Source organism: Spirosoma sp. KCTC 42546 (assembly GCF_006965485.1).
Lineage (GTDB): Bacteria > Bacteroidota > Bacteroidia > Cytophagales > Spirosomataceae > Spirosoma.
In genome coordinates, this window is the sequence record NZ_CP041360.1 from 3,625,293 (window position 1) to 3,644,081 (window position 18,789).

At 48.3% G+C, this 18,789-nt stretch carries 17 protein-coding genes; 6 read left to right on the forward strand and 11 right to left on the reverse strand.

Going from position 1 to position 18,789, the window contains the following annotated elements; all coding sequences use genetic code 11:
- Positions 1–138 precede the first annotated feature (138 nt).
- Positions 139–357: a VF530 family DNA-binding protein gene (locus tag EXU85_RS14750; protein ID WP_142772822.1), complete on the forward strand. Its 219-nt coding sequence runs from the start codon at positions 139–141 to the stop codon at positions 355–357.
- Between the two features lie 94 nt (positions 358–451).
- On the opposite strand, the gene EXU85_RS14755 is transcribed toward EXU85_RS14750, so the two are convergent.
- Entirely contained in the window at positions 452–1,687 is a 1,236-nt protein-coding gene (locus EXU85_RS14755) for a TlpA disulfide reductase family protein (RefSeq protein WP_142772823.1), read from the reverse strand.
- Positions 1,688–1,743: 56 nt separating this feature from the next.
- Positions 1,744–2,919, reverse strand: a complete 1,176-nt coding sequence (locus tag EXU85_RS14760; protein WP_142772824.1) for a serine hydrolase — start codon at positions 2,917–2,919, stop codon at positions 1,744–1,746.
- A gap of 360 nt (positions 2,920–3,279) precedes the next feature.
- On the opposite strand from EXU85_RS14760, the gene EXU85_RS14765 reads away from it, so the two are divergent.
- The gene (locus EXU85_RS14765) at positions 3,280–4,629 is read left to right on the forward strand and encodes a DUF3300 domain-containing protein (RefSeq protein ID WP_142772825.1); all 1,350 of its coding nucleotides are present in this window, start codon (positions 3,280–3,282) and stop codon (positions 4,627–4,629) included.
- 264 nt (positions 4,630–4,893) lie between these two features.
- Positions 4,894–5,571 (forward strand): response regulator transcription factor, encoded by a 678-nt coding sequence (locus tag EXU85_RS14770; protein ID WP_142772826.1) that lies wholly within the window; start codon positions 4,894–4,896, stop codon positions 5,569–5,571.
- Positions 5,572–5,684: 113 nt separating this feature from the next.
- On the opposite strand, the gene EXU85_RS14775 is transcribed toward EXU85_RS14770, so the two are convergent.
- Positions 5,685–7,196: a M28 family peptidase gene (locus EXU85_RS14775; protein ID WP_142772827.1), complete on the reverse strand. Its 1,512-nt coding sequence runs from the start codon at positions 7,194–7,196 to the stop codon at positions 5,685–5,687.
- Between the two features lie 106 nt (positions 7,197–7,302).
- Between EXU85_RS14775 and EXU85_RS14780 the strand changes: the two genes are divergently transcribed.
- The 3 genes from EXU85_RS14780 (at position 7,303) to EXU85_RS14790 (ending at position 11,387) form a co-directional block, all read left to right on the forward strand.
- Positions 7,303–8,877: a serine hydrolase gene (locus tag EXU85_RS14780; RefSeq protein WP_142772828.1), complete on the forward strand. Its 1,575-nt coding sequence runs from the start codon at positions 7,303–7,305 to the stop codon at positions 8,875–8,877.
- 124 nt (positions 8,878–9,001) lie between these two features.
- On the forward strand, positions 9,002–9,550 hold the full coding sequence (locus EXU85_RS14785; protein ID WP_142772829.1) for a YceI family protein: 549 nt from the start codon (positions 9,002–9,004) through the stop codon (positions 9,548–9,550).
- 148 nt (positions 9,551–9,698) lie between these two features.
- Complete coding sequence (locus tag EXU85_RS14790) at positions 9,699–11,387, forward strand: amidohydrolase family protein (protein ID WP_142772830.1); 1,689 nt, start codon at positions 9,699–9,701, stop codon at positions 11,385–11,387.
- Positions 11,388–11,464: 77 nt separating this feature from the next.
- On the opposite strand, the gene EXU85_RS14795 is transcribed toward EXU85_RS14790, so the two are convergent.
- From EXU85_RS14795 to EXU85_RS14830, 8 genes are all read right to left on the reverse strand, one after another.
- Positions 11,465–13,840 carry a gliding motility-associated C-terminal domain-containing protein gene (locus EXU85_RS14795; protein WP_142772831.1) on the reverse strand — a complete coding sequence of 792 codons (2,376 nt, stop codon included), beginning with the start codon at positions 13,838–13,840 and terminating at the stop codon, positions 11,465–11,467.
- A 289-nt stretch (positions 13,841–14,129) separates the two neighbouring features.
- The gene (locus EXU85_RS14800) at positions 14,130–15,335 is read right to left on the reverse strand and encodes a DUF3570 domain-containing protein (RefSeq protein WP_142772832.1); all 1,206 of its coding nucleotides are present in this window, start codon (positions 15,333–15,335) and stop codon (positions 14,130–14,132) included.
- A 12-nt stretch (positions 15,336–15,347) separates the two neighbouring features.
- Positions 15,348–15,578, reverse strand: coding sequence for a DUF4266 domain-containing protein (locus EXU85_RS14805; protein ID WP_142772833.1), 231 nt, complete (start codon positions 15,576–15,578; stop codon positions 15,348–15,350).
- A gap of 22 nt (positions 15,579–15,600) precedes the next feature.
- Positions 15,601–16,554, reverse strand: coding sequence for an FAD:protein FMN transferase (locus EXU85_RS14810; protein WP_142772834.1), 954 nt, complete (start codon positions 16,552–16,554; stop codon positions 15,601–15,603).
- Positions 16,551–16,994 (reverse strand): thioredoxin family protein, encoded by a 444-nt coding sequence (locus EXU85_RS14815; protein WP_142772835.1) that lies wholly within the window; start codon positions 16,992–16,994, stop codon positions 16,551–16,553. The genes EXU85_RS14810 and EXU85_RS14815 overlap by 4 nt, the downstream gene beginning before the upstream one ends.
- A 34-nt stretch (positions 16,995–17,028) precedes the next feature.
- Positions 17,029–17,556, reverse strand: coding sequence for a Rieske 2Fe-2S domain-containing protein (locus EXU85_RS14820; RefSeq protein WP_142772836.1), 528 nt, complete (start codon positions 17,554–17,556; stop codon positions 17,029–17,031).
- Positions 17,557–18,053: 497 nt separating this feature from the next.
- The gene (locus tag EXU85_RS14825; protein ID WP_142772837.1) at positions 18,054–18,470 is read right to left on the reverse strand and encodes a hypothetical protein; all 417 of its coding nucleotides are present in this window, start codon (positions 18,468–18,470) and stop codon (positions 18,054–18,056) included.
- A 20-nt stretch (positions 18,471–18,490) separates the two neighbouring features.
- Positions 18,491–18,763, reverse strand: a complete 273-nt coding sequence (locus EXU85_RS14830; RefSeq protein ID WP_168207796.1) for a hypothetical protein — start codon at positions 18,761–18,763, stop codon at positions 18,491–18,493.
- Between the last annotated feature and the right edge of the window lie 26 nt (positions 18,764–18,789).

Below are 18,789 nucleotides of genomic sequence, written 5' to 3' on the forward strand. Positions count from 1 at the left end.
TACTAGTAACCGGATAGTAAAAGCATATCGAAATCTATTTGTTTTTTGTATTTATTTTTAGGCCACACCAAATCAGTTGCTCCTGCCTTTAAATCTTATGTTTGCTGACTATACCGTATTTTCACCGTTGTTTGTAGTATGAATACACAGGCCAATAACCCCCTGCATGGGAAAACCCTTGAGGCTATTCTGACGGAGTTAGTAGCTCACTATGGCTGGGATCGGCTTGGTCAGAAGATTAGAATTAATTGCTTCACCAGTAATCCGAGTATTAAGTCGAGCCTGACGTTTTTGCGTAAAACGGACTGGGCGCGGAAGCAGGTCGAAGAGCTATATCTACAGCTGATAGATCACTGATAGCAAAAAGAATTAACCACAGCTTCAGAGAACCCAAAGTAAAGAAACTATAAAGGATAGTAATTCATCATTTTGTGTTCTCTATAATTCTTCTTTACTCGCCAAGAAGCTTAATAATATCCTGTAAAATGGCGTCGGTCATGCTGGGGCGTTTGGCATCGGCATCGGCTACCTGTCCATTTTTATTGATCAATATGTAGCGGGGTATACTTTGAATGCCGAAATACTTTACCGTTTTGGATTTCCAGCCGCCTTTCGATAAACCCTGTTCACCCTGCAACTGAAGTGTAGCCAGTGCTTTTTTCCAGACTTCCTCCGTGTCGTCGATGGATAGGTAAAGAAAAACCACCTGCTCTTTCTGTTTTTTACTCAGGCGTTCCTGGAGTTGTTTGGAGTAAGGAAATTCAGCCCGACAAGGCCCGCACCAACTGGCCCAGACGTCGAGGTAAACAACTTTCCCTTTGTATTCGTCAAGGGTAACCGGCTCGCCGTTTTGATTCGCAAATGAGAATGCTTTGGGGTCTATCGTTTTCTTTTGGGCATCTGCGGCCACAACAGGTTCATCCTTTTTGGCCATAACCTCCCCACACCGGGCTTTGACGACGCTAACATAACCAACTGCGTTTGGGGTTGCACTAAGAATAGCAAACACAGCCCGAACCGACGAAGGTGGGGTTTTGTCGCAGTTTTCGACTAACAGTCGCGCCAGTGTGTATTGATAAGGTTTCCCCGTTAGGTGTTGACGGGCAAAAGTAGCCTTGTCAGTTAGGCTGTTCTGGATATCGGTGGAGGTATACTTGGCAAAATTGCGGGCCTTCGAGTTAAAGTAGGTGACGTAAAAAAATAGGAAATCCTGGTAAGGCTCAGCCGAAAGAGCTGATTCGTCATTCACTTTTAGGGCTGCCAGGTCCTCAACCATAACGGATGGAAGCGACATCAGACTTGACTGGGCCGTCTGGGCATTCCCCCGGAGAATAGGATAAGCCAGCAGCAGGTGCCAATAATTCCAGCGGATACAGGCCTCGACATACTGTTTGAACCCTTCCGACAGTTCGCTGGCTTTCGGGTATGATTTATAATAGGCCGACTGAGTTTTGCGAGCGTCAAAAAGACTCATTTCCCAGGCATCCAGGCCCGAAGTCCGAAGCTTTGCATACTGACTGGTTGTATCAAAATCAGCCTTGAACTTTGTTCTGAAGTCGGCCAGAAATGCTTTGTCAGATGCTGTTGTAAATAGCGCTTCGGGTTGTGGACCCTGATAAATGGACTGGGCGAATGTCTGCCCCAGGTTAATTAGGCAGAGTAGTAGCGTAAATTTGAACACATTCATGCGTATAGATTCAGGTTAAGTATCATAGCGTTACATTGGGGCAAACATCATTCCAATTACTCTTTAACCGCTGCCAATACGCGCTTAATCAGTTCGTTTGGGTTTCCGTTGTGCCATCGCCACACAATCACGATGTCATGCTCCGGGTCTACCCAGATCGTATTTGAACCCGCGCCGATGGCCGCGTAACTCGTAGTTGGGGCATCGGGCCAGGCTTTTTTGCCGGTTGAACTTGTACCCGTATTGAGCCACCACAAATACCCATAATCAGGGCCGAACGGACTGGGTTGGGTTGCTTTTTTTACCCAGTCGGCCGAAACGATCTGTTGGTTGCCCCAGCGACCCTGCCTTAGAAACAGGTAACCAAACCGGGCTTCATCCCGGGTACTAATCCGCAGGCCACCACCCCAGCGGGTGCCGCCACTCACCGATGGCATTTGCTTCCCACCAACGTCTGCAACGGCGTTTGGGTACGGAATGTATTGCCAGGAATCCGAAGCGCCAATTGGATTCATGATTTCATCGCGGACAACCTCAGGGATAGGTTTCTTCCATAAGCGTAACAAGGAAAGCGCCATCCGATTGATTCGCACATCATTGTATTCGTAATACGTGCCGGGTTTCTGGAGCGTGCGGGGTTTACGCTCGCCTTTCCCAAACGCTTCTTTTCCAACAAAATCGCTGTTTTTTCCCCATAAGGCTCCTTCCCATTCGCTGGTTTGAGTCAGGTGATTCTCCCAGGTTATCGCTCGGTTCTGCTCCGAATCGTAGCCGCCGTCATGAATGAGTTTTGCTACTGGATCGTGAATGTCGGGAATCATGCCTCGTTCGGTAGTGATGCCCACTACGGTTGATAACACACTTTTAGCTACGCTGTAGGTTGGGTCGGGACGCTGGGTATCTCCCCATTCGGCTACGATGTAGCCATGCCGTAACACAAGCCCATTTGTGGCTGCCCGGCTGGTGGGCATAGGTCCAAGAAGTTTACCGAAGATTTCCTCCTGCGTCGAAAAATTAGGAGTCATCTGAGTAGTTTCCTGTGTTTTCGCAAATGCGATGGCCTGATCGAGCAAAGCTGCGTCCATGCCCGCTTTTTCGGGGGCCAGGTGTACCCAGTTATCGCCTTTAGGTGGAAAATAGGTTGCTGGTTGGGTAGGTGGTCGATGGCAGGCGAGCAGTGTTGCCAACGCCATCGTAAACAGGGTGAATTTGCGCAGGAGAGAGGATGTCATGGGTTGTTGATGTAGTTCGTTCTGGAGGTTTTTAATAAACAGGCGTATTCGATGTCGAAGTTAGGACATTCTATCCAGGTTTTTTTTCTGACAGGATTTACACGATGAAGAGGATGATTTTGTCGTGAGAAAAATCATCCTCTTCATCGTGTAAATCCTGTCAGAAAAAATATTTTTAACCGAACATTAACCCCCGGTTTAGCCTTTCTTTAGCCCCCAAAGCGTTGTTTGTATAGTCAGTGAGGCAGGTAGAAATGACTAAAGTTTGCTTCAGATTTTTGCCGAAATCAGGCCTGCCATCTGACCTTGAATTCACTAACCGTAATCGTTAATTAAGGCGTTAGTTGCCTTACCAAACCTATGAAAACGTTCATCCATTTCATCCCAACGAAAGCCCTGCTGCTAACTCTTGGGCTGTTGTCGGCAGGATGGCAATCAACCATAGCCCAAACCAGAGATCAGGACCAGCAAACGGCTCCGATCAATGACCAGACTCTTGTCTCGGCCATTGCACCTTATCGCGATGATGTGCGTCGGTCGATCTTGCTGGCCAGTGTACAACCACAGGTTTTAACGGCGCTGGCACAGCAACGGGCCAACAGCGAACAGGCGTTTGCCAATCTGATTCAGTCCTATGGACAGACCAAGCAAGGCTGGTTTTATGATCTGTCCCGGTATCCCGATATTTTGCATGCGCTGGCAACCTTACCCACTGGCTCAGACGAGCAGACGGTAAATAACCTGACTAAACCAATGCCCGCTACTATACAGGTGTCGGCCTGGAAATTGTACCGCCATCACAATGCTGATCTGGTACAGGTCGATAATATCAACCAGCAGGCACAACAGGCTTTCGAGAACGTGATTAGCACCTTGGATGGCCTAACACAAAGCGCGTTTCGTCAATTGATTGAAATGCCCGATGTGATGACCCAGCTCACCGATCAGATTGATAAAACAGCGCGTTTAGGAGAAGCCTATCAGGCCAACCCCGATCAGGTTACGAAAGACTTGACCGCGCTACACGACAGCCTACAAGTTCAGAATCAGCAAGAACTGGCTGATTATCAAAATCAATTGAACAACGATCCACAGGCCAGACAGGAGTTGCAGCAGGCTGGGCAAGCGTACGCACAGGCCAATGGGTATAACATGGGTATCAATCCAAACCCTGCCTGGGTGAATACGTCCTATTATTATCAAAACCCCTATTCGTTCTGGTTTGGCTATCCATACTGGTACGCATCCCCACTATGGTATCCATCGGCCTGGTGGTATGGAACCGGTTTCTATTATGGCATGGGTGGCAACATGGTTATGTTTGGTTTACCTTCGCTGGGTTTCTCAAACTGGTTTTTTGGATCAGGGCGGTATGTGTATCCACATTTGTATAACCGATTCAATACCTACTATACCCACAATTTGGGGCAACAACGCATCCTGACACCAGGCAATGCAGGCTTCATGTCGGCGGCCCGACGGACGTTCGGGTCAAGTGCCGGACGGGGTAACTGGCTGAACAATGCGGGTCAATATAACCGTTCCGGAGCTGTAGGTAGCGCAGGCAGTTCCGCCAGGATTGCCGCCCCTGGTCGGTATCAGGGAGTTAACCCCGGTGTAAACCGCTCGCAATCCTGGGGTGGCGGTGGTATGCGATCATTTGGAGGAGGCTTCAGTGGCGGTGGATTTCACGGCGGTGGCCGTCGATAGATTAGTGGTTTGTGTTAACGTTGAGTAGTTTAGTTGTTCATGACAAAGCCTCGATTCGTCTGGATTGGGGCTTTGTTGTAGTAACATAATGAGTATGTTAACGTCTATAGCACGCTGATTTTTATGATGAGTAAGATGAGTTATGATTTTCTTTGTTTCTAACAAAATCTGTGTAAATCATACCTATCATAAAAATCAGCGTGCTATTGTAACATGATACGCGGGTGCTGAAGTTTTTCTAATTTCGCCCCAACGTTTACCACTATGCATATACTCATCGTTGAAGATGAACCCTCAATTGCCGGATTTCTCCGGAAAGGATTAGAAGCGAATGGCTTTCATGTGCAGATTGCATCGGATGGACTTATGGGGCAGAGAATGGCGCTTGATTACCCCTATGATTTAATTATTGCGGATGTTAACCTGCCGCGTCAGAATGGACAGGATATGGTAGCCGCACTCCGAAAAGAAGAAATTGAAACCCCAATTCTGATGTTGAGTGCGCTCGGGGCAACCCATGATATCGTTACGGGCCTGGATGTTGGTGCAGACGACTATTTAGTTAAACCTGTTCAGTTTGATATCCTGATGGCTCGGGTACGGGCCTTAACCCGGCGACACATTGGAAACCTGCATTCAGAATCTACGCTAACCGTAAGTGATCTGGTACTGAACCTGGACGAGCGAACCGCTAAGCGTGGAGATCGGTCAATCAATCTAACCGCCAAAGAATATCAATTGCTGGAATACCTGATGCGCAATCAGGGGCGGGTCATCTCCAGAGTCACTATTGCCGAGCAGGTCTGGGATATGCAGTATGCCATGAGCAGCAACTCGATTGAAGTCTATGTGGGCTTGCTTCGGAAGAAAATTGATCAGGGCGGAGCGCCAAAACTCATTCATACTGTGATTGGCGAGGGCTATGTTTTAAGGGCACCTTAGATAATAGTCATTAGTGGTCATTACTAGTCATTGTAGTCATTCGTTGTTGAATCTCCTACCGCTCAATTGTTCCCAATTAATGACTACTAATGACCACCAATGACTATGAATAGTTACCGTTCCAATTTGAACCCTTCGTCCACACGCACCCGGCTAGGCCGATTGGCAACATCCCAACCGGTTAGGTAAATCCATCGGGCAATCCGTGTCACTTTGGCTGTATTGATCCGGTCGGGCTCGTCTTTTGGTGTGTGGTAGTCGGGGTGGAGTAGGGTTGTGAAGGCAATGGCTGGTACACCGGCACGGGCGTAGGGCAGGTGGTCAGAACGGAAATACCAGCCTTCGGGATGTTCCGGTTTGTCCCAGAGCATATCCAGTTTAAAATGCGCTTCCGACTGGTTGACCGCTAAGGCGGCATTCACCAGATCGGTTGAGTTACGGTGGGGTGGTTGCTGGCCCAGAATGGCGGCACTATCCGGGTCGTTTCGCCCAATCATCTCGGCGTTTAAAACGGCAACAATAGATTCTTTCGGTACAGTTGGATGCTCTACGTAGTAACGGGATCCCAACAATCCACGCTCCTCGGCACCATGAAAAACAATAAGCGCAGAACGTTTCCCTGGCTTCTGTACAAAAGCTCGTCCGATAGCCATGGTAGCGACACAGCCACTGGCGTTATCATCGGCTCCGTTCCAGATTGAATCACCGGCAACCGCCTTCCGAACCCCATCGTGATCCTGGTGCGTACTGAAAAGCACATACTCATCTTTCAGCTTGGGATCAGTACCGGGTACTTTGGCCACGATATTGACTGATGGATAATTGAAACTCTCAACGTTGACTACATTGGTAAACTGCTGATTTGGCTGTTTGACCCACTCCAGCGCATTCGCAGGGAGCCAAACGGTTGGTGCCTGAGAAAACACGCGCGTATTCGCTCCACCCGGTAAATCGTACCGACCCCGTTCGAGCCCTGTTGTCCATCGGTCGAAATAAAATTGAGCCTGTGCATCAGAAACCCAAATAACGGCCAGTGCTCCCGCTTTGACCAGTTCGGCCGCCCGGCGATTCATGGTTCCGAATAAATACCGACGATAGCTGAGTTCGGCAGGACCAGTTCCCGAGAACTCCAGTGCTACCGCTTTCCCTTTAATATCAACTTTCGCTAGGTCTTCGGGGGTGCCTTTGCCAATGAACACAAGTGGCGCATCGACCGATGCAATGGCGGGGGCAAGAATAAATGCATCCTGACCGTGGGTGAGCTGGTGACTGCCAATGATCAATCGGCTGGTTTCCGTAATGCGGGTGCGTTGAATATGAAAAAACTGAAAGAACGTACCATCGTCGCCAGCGGGTTGCAGGCCCATTGCCCGAAGCTGATCGGCAATCCAGACCGATGCTTTCAGTTCGTCGAGTGAACCGCCTTCGCGTCCCCGGAAATGATCGCCTGCCAGCGCAAATAGGTCGCGCTTAATGTCACTTTCTTTGATCGCCGATAGGCCATTAGCCGCTTTAGCTGCGCTTGTTTTCGACTGACCGTAGCTACTACTCGTGAAGAAAAGTAGCGGCAAGGCGAAAGCAATTAACAGCCAGGACCGGATTTTTTGTTTGTTGACGTAATTCATGGTTGTATTGGTAAGAGATGATACAAGCAAATATACGTACAGACGGGCTCGTCGGTGCGACCGCTGCAACTGAAAAATGCTATCTTAGGGCATCAAACAACCTGCCATGAAACAGACTATCCTCTTTTTTACGCTGCTTGTCAGTGTCTGTATGAATCAGCCCGTATGGGCACAATCCAAAAAAAAGACGGTTGATCCCGTTGCCCGCTACGATGCCTATGTGCAGCAGGCTGTCCGCGACTGGCAGGTGCCTGGCCTGACGGTTACGGTCGTGAAGGATGGCAAAGTGCTGCTGAAAAAGGGCTACGGGGTCCGAGAAATGGGAGTCACGGGCTCTGTTGATACACAAACCCTTTTTGCCATGGCTTCTACAACCAAGGCCATGACGGCTGCCTGTATTGGTATGCTGGTCGATGAGGGTAAACTTCAATGGGATGACCCCGTTGTCAATTACCTGCCCGATTTTCTTTTTTATGATCCGGCTGTTACGAGGGAGGTACGGGTGCGGGATTTACTGATTCACAACACAGGCGTAGGTAATGCAGATGTGCTTTGGGCAAGCATGCAGATATCCTCCGACGAAATTCTGCATCGGATGCGGCTCATTAAACCGTCGTATTCGCTACGGTCGAGCTTTATTTATCAGAATATTATGTATTTGGCCGCGGGTAAGGTCATCGAAAAAGTAAGCGGGATTCCCTGGGATGTCTTCGTTCGAACCCGAATTTTTGAGCCACTGGGCATGCGCAGAACAAAGGCTCTCTTTAAGGAAGTAGCGGACGAAGTAAATCGGGCAAAACCCCATATTGAGATAAACGATACGATTCGTGCTGTAAACAGTCGGATTGAGGAGGGATTAGTCGATGCGGTTGGACCGGCGGGCTCGATCTGGACTTGCCCGGATGATGTTGCTTCCTGGATGATCTGTATGCTCGATAGTAGCCGATACACAATCGGTGGAACGAGTAAAACTTTATTAAAACCGGCTACCTGGGCCGAGTTGTTCAAACCGCAGACACTGGTGACTGACAGTCAGTTTTACCCGACCCAATACCTGACAAAACCCGTTTGGAAAACCTATGGCCTGGGTTGGTTTCAGCAGGACTACCGCGGGCAACGGGTGAATTTCCATACCGGAAGCCTGACGGGTATGGTTGCCATTCACGGACAATTGCCGGATCAGAAAGTAGCTGTGTATGTGCAGGGAAATCTCGACCATGCCGAACTTCGCCATGCACTCATGTATCGTGCCTTCGATGAGTTTGGACGGCCCGACGCCCGGCTTGGCGTTGACCGCGACTGGAGCACAGAGTTTCGGCAATTGTATGGCGCATTAAAACAACGGGCCAAACAGGCGGAGCGAAAAGTAGATAGCACCCGTGTGCTGAATACAAAACCCTCTCTGCCCTTAACGGCGTACGTAGGTTCGTATGCCGACCCACTGTATGGAAAAGTAGTGGTGACGCAGAAAGACGGGAAACTCTATGCATCCATCAATAACCTGTTGACTGGCTATCTCGAGCACTGGCATTTCGATACCTTCCGAATGGTATTCGATCAGTTCTGGAATGGTAAAGAGCCCCTAAGCTTTATACTTGACATGAAAGGGAAGGTAGCACTAGTAAAGGGCGCTGGAATGGAACTGACTAAAGTTCCGGAAGACGCTCAGAAAGGCAGGTAGGTCTGTCGGGCGAGAGTATCAGTAGGGCTTGAAAAAAATAATTCAAAAATTTGAAACATTTCAGTTAAATTAAATGTATATACATCAAATACGTCAACACGAAATTTTATAAACGACTATAACTATGGCAACTGAAACCGCCACCGCTACTACCTGGGCCATTGACCCTACGCACTCTGAAGTGCAGTTTAAAGTAAAACACCTTGTAATCTCGACCGTAACGGGATCATTTGGGGTCTATGAAGGTCAGGTTGAAACATTCGGTGATGATTTTACCAATGCTAAAATCGCCTTCTCTGCAGACATAAGCAGCATCAGTACGGGCCAGGAACAACGGGATGGTCACCTGAAATCAGCTGATTTCTTTGATGCCGAGAACTTCCCTAAACTGACCTTTGTATCAAACTCGATGACCAAAACCGGTGATGATACCTATACCCTTACCGGCGACCTGACCATTCGTGGTACAACGAAGCCTGTAACCCTAAAGGTTGAACACGGTGGACAGATGCAGGATTTTTATGGTCAGACTAAAGCTGGTTTCGAGCTGGTAGGCACGATCAAGCGTAAAGAGTTTGGTCTGACCTGGGATGGTGTTACCGAAGCGGGTGGCGTTGTTGTAAGTGACGATGTTAAACTGGTCATGAATATTCAATTAACGAAGCAGGCTTAATAGGCTTCTGGGTATATAAGAGAATAAGTAGGTCCGGTACAAGCTATATCCTTTAGCTTGTACCGGACCTACTTATTTTTTGAAGATAACCGATGATCAATCAGTTGTTTTCTGTCAATCACTATATTGGATTGATAAACAACCTGCTATGCGATTTACATATCTTCTTATCTTATTCATGGCCTATACGGGCCAGGTGCTCGCTCAATCGGCCAAACCTACTAACAATAGATTCGATATTCTCATCCGCAATGGACTTATCTACGATGGATCGGGACAACTCCCTAAGCCCGGTGATGTAGGCATTCGTGGAGACCGGGTAGTTGCGATTGGTAATCTCGCTACGGCAAAAGCTAGTTCAGTAATTGATGCGCAGGGTAAAGCGGTAGCTCCGGGTTTCATAAATGTATTGTCGCACACAGGACTTGAGTTTCTGCGGGATGGTCATTCCATGAGCGATACCAAACAGGGAATTACAACCGAGGTTTTTGGCGAAGACTCCTGGGGACCCCTTAGTACGGATACGCAACGGGAGCAGGTTAATCTGTATTTAAAACCATACAACCTGACCTGCGATTGGACAACGCTGGCCGAGTTTTTAACTAAGCTTCAAAAGAAAGGCATTACACCCAACATTGCATCCTACCTCGGGGCTGCCCAGGTTCGTCAGGTTGTATTGGGTGAAGCCGATGTAAAGCCGACTCCTTCCCAGTTAAATCAGATGCGGGCCATTGTTCGCAAGGCAATGGAAGAGGGGGCTTTAGGGATCACAACCGCCCTCATTTATCCGCCTAACTCCTTTGCGGATACGGACGAACTCATTGTGCTTTGCAAAGAAGCGAGTCGCTACGGCGGGCGTTATATTGCCCACATTCGAAGTGAAGGGGATCGGCTCGAAGAAGGCGTCAATGAACTCATTAAGATTGGACGGGAAGCGAACGTGCCGGTTGAATTGTATCATTTCAAGGCGTCTGGACAGCGGAACTGGCCTCGTATGGAGTCGACCATTACGCTGATCAACAAGGCTCGTGAGCAAGGACAGGATATAACCGCCAATATGTACACCTACACGGCGGGTGCCACCGGCCTGACCTCCTGCCTGCCACCTTATTTGTTCAATGGTGGTTTCATGGCTGGCTGGAAACGGCTACAAGATCCGGCTACTCGCCAAAAGTTAGCCGCCGAAGTGCGCCAAAGCGGGAACGATTGGGAAAATATGTTTCAGCTGGCGGGTTCAACCGATAATATTCTGCTGACCGCTTTTGAGGTGGATTCACTGAAAAAGTACAATGGGAAAACACTGGGCCAGCTAGCCGCGATCTGGCGTAAGGACCCCATCGAAACCGTCATGGATCTGATCGTTGCCGACAAAAGCCGGGTTGAGACAACCTACTTCCTGATGTCGGAAGAAAATGTGAAGAAGGGTATTCGTCAGCCATGGGTGTCGTTTGGTTCCGATGCCGCATCTATATCCGAAGATCGGAAAGACAACGGTATTGTTCATCCCCGGACGTTTGGTAATTTTGCCCGTTTACTGGGGAAATACGTTCGGGACGAGCAGGTTATGTCGTTACAAGAGGCCATTCGCCGATTGACGAGTTTACCAGCCACAAATCACAAATTACCCAGTAGAGGGTTTCTTCGTCCAGGCTACTTCGCTGATGTGGTAATCTTCGATCCGGCTACTATTGCAGACAAAGCTACATTTGCCGCCCCGTTCCAGTACGCGGTAGGGGTTCAGCATGTACTGGTTAATGGCAAACAGGTGTTGAAAGATGGCGAACACACAAACGTTTTTCCTGGCAAGGCCATCTGGGGGCCGGGCCGCAAGAAGTAGCTATGTCGTAAACTCTGAACGGTGTACCATACGCCCTATCTCCCAGATAGGGCGTATGGTACACCGTTCAGAGTTTACTAACGTACCAACATCAAACTTCCCCGAATGATCGGCTTCTGGGGTACCGTTCGTAACGTAAAGGCGTACAAACCCGCGGGTAAAGAAGTGCCGTTAAGTGTACCATCGAAGGGATGAGTATACCCCCTGCCGGATGAATAAATTACTTCGCCCCATCGGTTAAAGATGGTCACGATAGCATCCGGGAATGCTTCTATTCCGAAAAGCTCCCAGGTGTCATTCAGGCCATCGCCATTGGGGCTGAACGCATCCGGTACAAAAACTCGGGCGTAAACGGTAACGTGAATGGTGTCTTTGGCTTCGCAGCCCGTGCTATTTTTTACATCGATGGTGTAAGTGATATCGTTCTGAATATCCATCACCGTTGGGTTAGCGGCATTGGCGCTGTCCAGGAATGTAGCCGATGCCCACTGGAACTGATTCGGATTGCCGGTATAGACTGGATCCATCCTAAACGTATTGCCTGTGTACGTCGTCATGGAATCGGCTAGTTGAATCGTTGGAATAGGCGAAACGATGGCAATTCGAGTAGCCACTGTGCCAGCACATTCGGGCGCTGCCTTTACGGTATACGTCAACGGATGATTGCCAATGCCAGCCTGTTTGGGACTAAATTCACTCCCCGTTACACCTGCACCAGCAAACTCGCCACCGGGCGGGCTACCAATAAGTGTATGGACGGGAACATCAGGCCCGCAAACACCCGGAATAGAATCCAGGGTGACTGTTGGTGCAATCAGCTGGGTTAACGTCACGGGAGCCGAGGTGCCTTCACACCCAAAAATGTCAGTCGCAATAACCACATACGTTGCCGCCTGGCTGGCCGTATATTGCGAACTGCTGGTGCCCACCTTTATGTCATCTTTTTGCCAGTTGTAGCTAATACCACCACTGGCATCAAGGCGTAATGAATCTTGCGGACAAATGCGATTGAATCCCGTTGACGACTTGATAACCGCTGTCACGGCAGCTGAACGCGTTATGGTAGCGGTATCTGTATTAGCCTTGCACCCTAGCATTTTGTGGGTTAAAACCGCCCAATAGTTGCCAGGTTGACTAGTTTGAAGCGAGTCGACAGAAAGGTTTCCCGAAAGCAACTGTTTATCGCGATACCACTGATAAACCACATTCGAGTCGCTGGTTGCGTGGAGGGTGACGGTTCCTGTTGTAGCGCACAAATGACCCGTTGACGTTACTTTCGCTTCGTTTCCGATAACCGTAATCGTCAGAATCCCTGAATTACCGACTTTACTACAAACCTGCTTGGGTGAAACGACCAATGTATACTCGCCAGATTGCCGCACGGTGAGGGTTGGATTCGTTGCGCCAGACAGATTGATACCATCGCGACGCCACTGGTAGTTCCAACTGGTATCTACCGTAGCTTGTAGAATAGTTGAATCGCCCTGACAAATGGTTGTTTTAGTTGCTTTGGGCAGGTTCATGATCTGAACGGCCGGATTGGGAGTGGTTTGGGGGGGACAGTCAATAACCAGCAACTGAAAATCACGCCTTACCTCACCAATTTTTATGCCGTTTCGATATTCTTCTACCCGAACCGCAAAGACAAATAAGCCCAATTGATTGGCAGTGACTGATAATTGGCCGGTTTGCGCATCGATACCCAACGAAGGACTACCTGGTATGGCATTGGTTGGTCCAAAGCCAGACAACCAGCTTACATCGGGGTAGGGGCCCGCCGAGACCGCATTCTGTGTATTACCCGTGCCTTTCTGGTTCAGTGGGGTAATCATGGAGTACCTCAGCTCATCACCATCCGGGTCGGTACCACCAAATGGGAATGTGAAAGAGTCTCCTATACAGACATACTCCCCGTTGATCGGCCCGAAGTGAGGGGAGGAGTTCGTGAAAAGTTGCCCGTTCTGCAGAATGGCTGGAAATTCAAGGTAAAATGTAAAACCCGTTTGATCGGGGCTGCTAATGTTATTGATGCCCGCGTTCCGGTTCCGCGTCTGATACGACATGTAGTAGCCTTGCGTATCGTTATAAAGAGTTGGACTGAGTTGAATGTCTGCCTCGTAGGTAAGAACAATGAATTTCAGATTGCGCTGGGCTGCACAGAACTCGTTGGCGTAAATTACCGGCACTCGGGTTCCCGTTTGCCGGACCGTGAAACTCATCATTTGCGTATTATCACGGGTACGAAAGATGCCTAAAACACCGGTAGTAGCCTGATTGGCAGCCCCGCGGGTTCCATCTTCCAGATAATTAGTAACCGTGATGTGGAAATGGCCGGGAACATCGCCGATTGCACGCATTTCTATCTGCCCGCCAACCTGGTGGGTTGCCAACGAAACCAGGGGTGAACCCAGTGCAAACAGCAAGACTAAAAATCGAAATGTAAATAGCCTCATAGACAATCGTTCTAAATCTTCAGATCATACGCTCATTACGACTGTGATGGGGATACATTTACTCATTAAGACTTGATAAATGCCAAAAGGCTTACAAGTTACTAATTACAAAGGGAGTCTGGTAACATTGGTTTTGTGCTGTTCCAGATAAAGTAAAATTCAACTTAAATATACGCACACCTTGCCTAGGAACTTCACGGAATGCTCACTAACAAGTGATTCACTTTGTATCATGAAAAGTAAGCACTCCGTGAAGTAAGCGTCATCTACGCGCTTCGCTCGCTCATGTTTATTTTAGCTTTGCCAGTAGGGTTACGCTGTTGGCTACCATACCGGTACTTCGAATATAATGCCCATACCGAAGCTCGACACTCTGCCAGTGACCAATGCCAAATAACCCACCAGGAGGAGCCATACGGATACCCGTTCCAATGAATTGGCTGGTAAACCCTGAAATATCGTAATCACTGGTGTAGTATTTCTCCGTTGTTTTATGCTGACTGTAAGGAGCAAAATATCGAACGGCCGTTTGGTGGCTAAACCGGTAAAACGGACTTACGGAAACAAACGATGTCAGCTTGATAGGCGTCTCAAGGTTAACCGTATGCGCCTGCATACCCCAATCGTCGAGGTAATAGCGGTAAAACGTACGGATAACAACCCGGTCTCCCATAAAGTAGTGCAGCCGCAGTCCAATAGGCAGTTTCATACGGCTACCGGGTAGCTTTTCGACAGTTTCGGCACCGTCCTGAAAATAAATCCGGTGAAAAGGCGTGCTGAGTAATCCCTGCTGATAGGCGGGTTCTACGGTCAGTAAGACTTGCAGCCGTTTGTTAATTACCTGCGACAGGGACAGGCTAACATTGTACGAGTTTCGGGGCTTATAATCAACTGGATCGGTATCGCCATGAGCACCCGAGCCATACCCTTCGGGCCGAAGTTCGGGCGGTAAAATGGCTTTCCAGGTATCGAAGAAAGCACCCGCTTTCAGGCTAACTTCCCGATTGTTGTCGGCCGATGCTTTCGCAAAATTGACATTAATTCCGTAGGATTTATAATCGTACTCCGTCGAGTAAGACAAGGCGATACCCCGTGTGGTACGAGTGGCGTCGTTGTGTACATTCCAGGCAATTGACGGGTAAATGTGCGTATCACTACGCGAAGCGGAGGAAACGGTCAAGGGATCAATCTGGTCCGATGACGCCGAAGTATAATGGTCAATGTTAAAGTCGAACGTGATTGTATGCCGTCGATTCCGACGGTCGGTGGTTTTGAGCACCAGATCGAGCGATTGGGCAAAATCGGTCAGGTGTTCAGTGCCAATACCTCCCGTTACGGCAGAATTGTTGCCATCCTGTTGGTAGTAACTCGATACTAAATTAATCTCTTCAACTTTGAGTTTCCGTTTTTCGTAGGCAGGTTCAGTTGTCGTCTGGCCATAGCCCGCTCGCCATAAACTTAGCAGTACGCCAACAGATATACAGATTCTTTTCATGGTTCGCGTTTGTTAGTTACAGCCGCAGCCTCCTCCACTTTTTCCACCATTCGCCCCGGCAGCTCCTTCGCGATAGAGATAAAAATTCTGCTCGAATTTTTCTGATTTACGAGCCGATAATTCCATTTCAGCATCGTTGATCCGGCTTTTCTGATACTCTTTTACCGTGGTACAACCTGCCAGACTAAGCAAGACAAGGCCAGCTAACAGAGTTGTTTTGGGAATTGATAGGGTTAAGTTCATCGCTCGGTTTTGTACAAGTTAGTCAGGCTACAACTGGTGTTGTAAGCCGAATATTGGTTGACGTATGAAGCACATCGTTATCATCAATTACGATACAGGCAATGTGCTTCATCTGATTAATGAGGTCAAGCCCTACACGAACTCCCATAACCAGCACGGGAGTTGCTAAAGCATCGGCCAGTTCTGCATTGGGGGCAATGATGGTTACACTTTTTATACCTGATACCGGGTATCCCGTTTTTGGGTCAATTGTATGGGCATATCGCTTGCCGTTAATCAGGGCGTATTTCTCATAGCTGCCCGAGGTAGCCACGGCCATATTGCTGATGGCCAGGTAAGAGAATGCCTGCCGGGTGGCCAGGTTCGGATCGGCAATACCGATGGTCCAGGGCTGGCCGTTGGGCTGCATTCCCCAGGTTGTCAGGTCGCCGGAGGCATTCACTATACCACTTTCTACCCCCCGCTCGCGCAGAACATGTTTCGCTTGTTCGGCAGCATATCCCTTTCCAATACCCCCAAATCCGATTCTCATCCCTTTTTCCTTCAGGAATACCGTATGCTTATCAGCATCGAGTATCACGTTTCGGTAATTGATCAGCCGAATCATACGTTTGGCTGTTTTGGGATCTGGCAATGCGGTCATCGTCGTATCGAAATTCCAGAATCGTTTGTCGATTGAGCCATAGGTGATATCGAAGGCCCCCTGTGTCAGTGCCGATAATCGCAACGAACGTTCAATCAAGGCAAACACCTCCAGGTCAACCTGAACTGGCTGGATGCCCGCATTGGCATTGATCTGATTCGTTTGGCTATCGTCGCTAAAGGTTGTCAAGATTCGTTCAATGCGTCTGATTTCTTCAATGGCTGCATCGAGACAGGTGTTCGCCCAATCAGCATCCGAACTGACAACACTGAGCTCAAAACGGTTGCCCATGAGCCGTTGTACCCGTTGGTGGATACGGAGGGGAGCGGTCATTTTATGATCGACGTGACGGAGTCAATTGTTTCCAAAAAGGAAGATACGGTTAACGATTGTGGGTATCCATCCCATTCTTTCAGCACCTTGCCGTTCGCATCGAGTAAAACCGTGAGCGGAAACTTGCCTTGCTTATTGTATTTCTCCGCCAGTGTTTCATTATGCGCAATTTGACGGGCGTCTAACTGGTTTTTTGACAACCGGGGAAAATCGGCCCGAACGAGCACCAGATGATCTGCTGCATACTGGCTAAATTCTGCCGATTCGAAAATGGTTTTTTTGAGTTTGATGCAGGGCCCGCACCAATCTGAGCCCGAAAAATTCAGGAGAATGAATTTGTGTGATTGGGCTGCTTCTGTTTTCGCCTGATCAAAATTGAGTTCCCAGTTGAGCGGATTGGTCAACAGGCCAATCAGGAGGGCTGTGAGTACTAGTTTCATATTCGTTTAGATTAATTTCTCGTAAAGCAGATTTCTAGCTATAAACAACAAGTGTTTTGCCATCGGTAGCCGTCTTATAAACGGTAAGGCCTTTGCTGCCAAAGCTATTTTTACCCTTACCGGTCAAATCAAAGCGGGCGCCGTGTTGCGTACAATAAAATTCAGTTTTGTTGAAAATAATGGCCTTCTTCGGTTCATGACTGCAGGTTTGTGTTACGGCGATATAGGTACCAGAACTGGATTGTGCAACCACAATACCACTCTGGGCTATATAGCCACCCACTGTTTTGAGGGCCGCAGCTGCTGAAGCGGTGAGGTCGATTGTTAGAAGCCGATTGGTGATTTTAGTTAAGTCTGTGCCGTTCGTCGTTGCGGATGTAGGTGTTGTTGTACTTGACGTTGTTGTGGTCGATGTAGGTGTTGTAGTTGAGGTAGGTGTAGTTGTGCCAGCCAGTGTCAGGGCATCAACTACGGTATCTTCTTCCCGGATGCAGGACGTCATGGCCGCCATCAACGCGGCACCGGTAAAGCCCATCGATTTCAGAAATTCGAAGCGAGTCATAAAACTTTAGTTGGATGGTAAGCAACTGGGTATTTTTAAGCTATACGCTGAGCAATTCGGGAACGTGGCAATAGGTAATTTTTTAACTGCCTTATTAATGACTTTTAATCTGGAAAGGCGTTAATATTGGCCATAACGCCAAATCATTAGTTAACAGTATCGAAAAATTAAGAATTAATTTAAAAAGAAGCGTACAAATTTTTGAAAATTGTTGATACTATGACTTTTGCAATTAGGGCATTTGTACGATCTGAAAAGAGCAGAATTACTTAACGATAAGATGGCTTGAAGTACTTTCAGGAATGCATAGACTACCTATTTCTTTGCCATACGTAAGAATAGCCTCTTCTGTTGCAGATGACAGGTAAAAATGTTCATGTATAAATAAGGCCGGGCTCTGGTTTAATCAAAAACCAGAGCCCGGGAAATACGATGAGGAGTATGGAAATGAACGATTGTTTGTAATCCAGGTTGTTAGGCAGATTATAAAAATTGCTTCAGGATTTTCTCAATAGCCATTCTCGGGCATCCTCGTTCCCGACAAAATAGCGGCTGGCCATTGATCCGTTCTGGTTGCCTGAGGCTCTTAACAACAGGTCGGATCCCAATTTTCCGAATTGATTAAGGTCGTTCAGGATAACCGCTACCCTGGCGTGCTGAGGCATCGTATGTTCAGCGGTAGCCTGGGGTAACCAATGCTGAATGAACCAGTGTAAATCGACTGGATTGAATAAACGTAACTGCCTTAAATCAACCAGCCACCGATTAACTTGATGTCGTTTGGCTAATGCCATAATCGCCAGTGACCCGTCCCGAAAATTTTCGCTGGATGGTAAACCTGACCATGTTTGCTGCAACAGGTGTATACTACAATCAACTTCCACCCTAACATGCTCATTCTGGTAGGTTTTCATAACGATTGTATAAATGGGAGTTAATTGGTTTGTGAGGGGAGCTGGGTGAACTGTTCCCGATAAGCCCGTTGAAGCTCGGCTTCTGCAAACCGATACGCATACATGAACTTGTCATTTTCCTGTTGAATGATCCCCATATCTTCCAGTTGAAGAACATTGTTCCATATCCGCTGCAGACTGCCATAGAAACCATCTTCCGACTGTGCTACTAAAACTTGCAAGGCTGGCTGCACTGGAGCCTGCGATTGATTGGCCAGGTTGTTTATGTGTGTACGCTGCATTGTATGAGCCATTCAGGTTATCCGCTGTTTCACGGTTT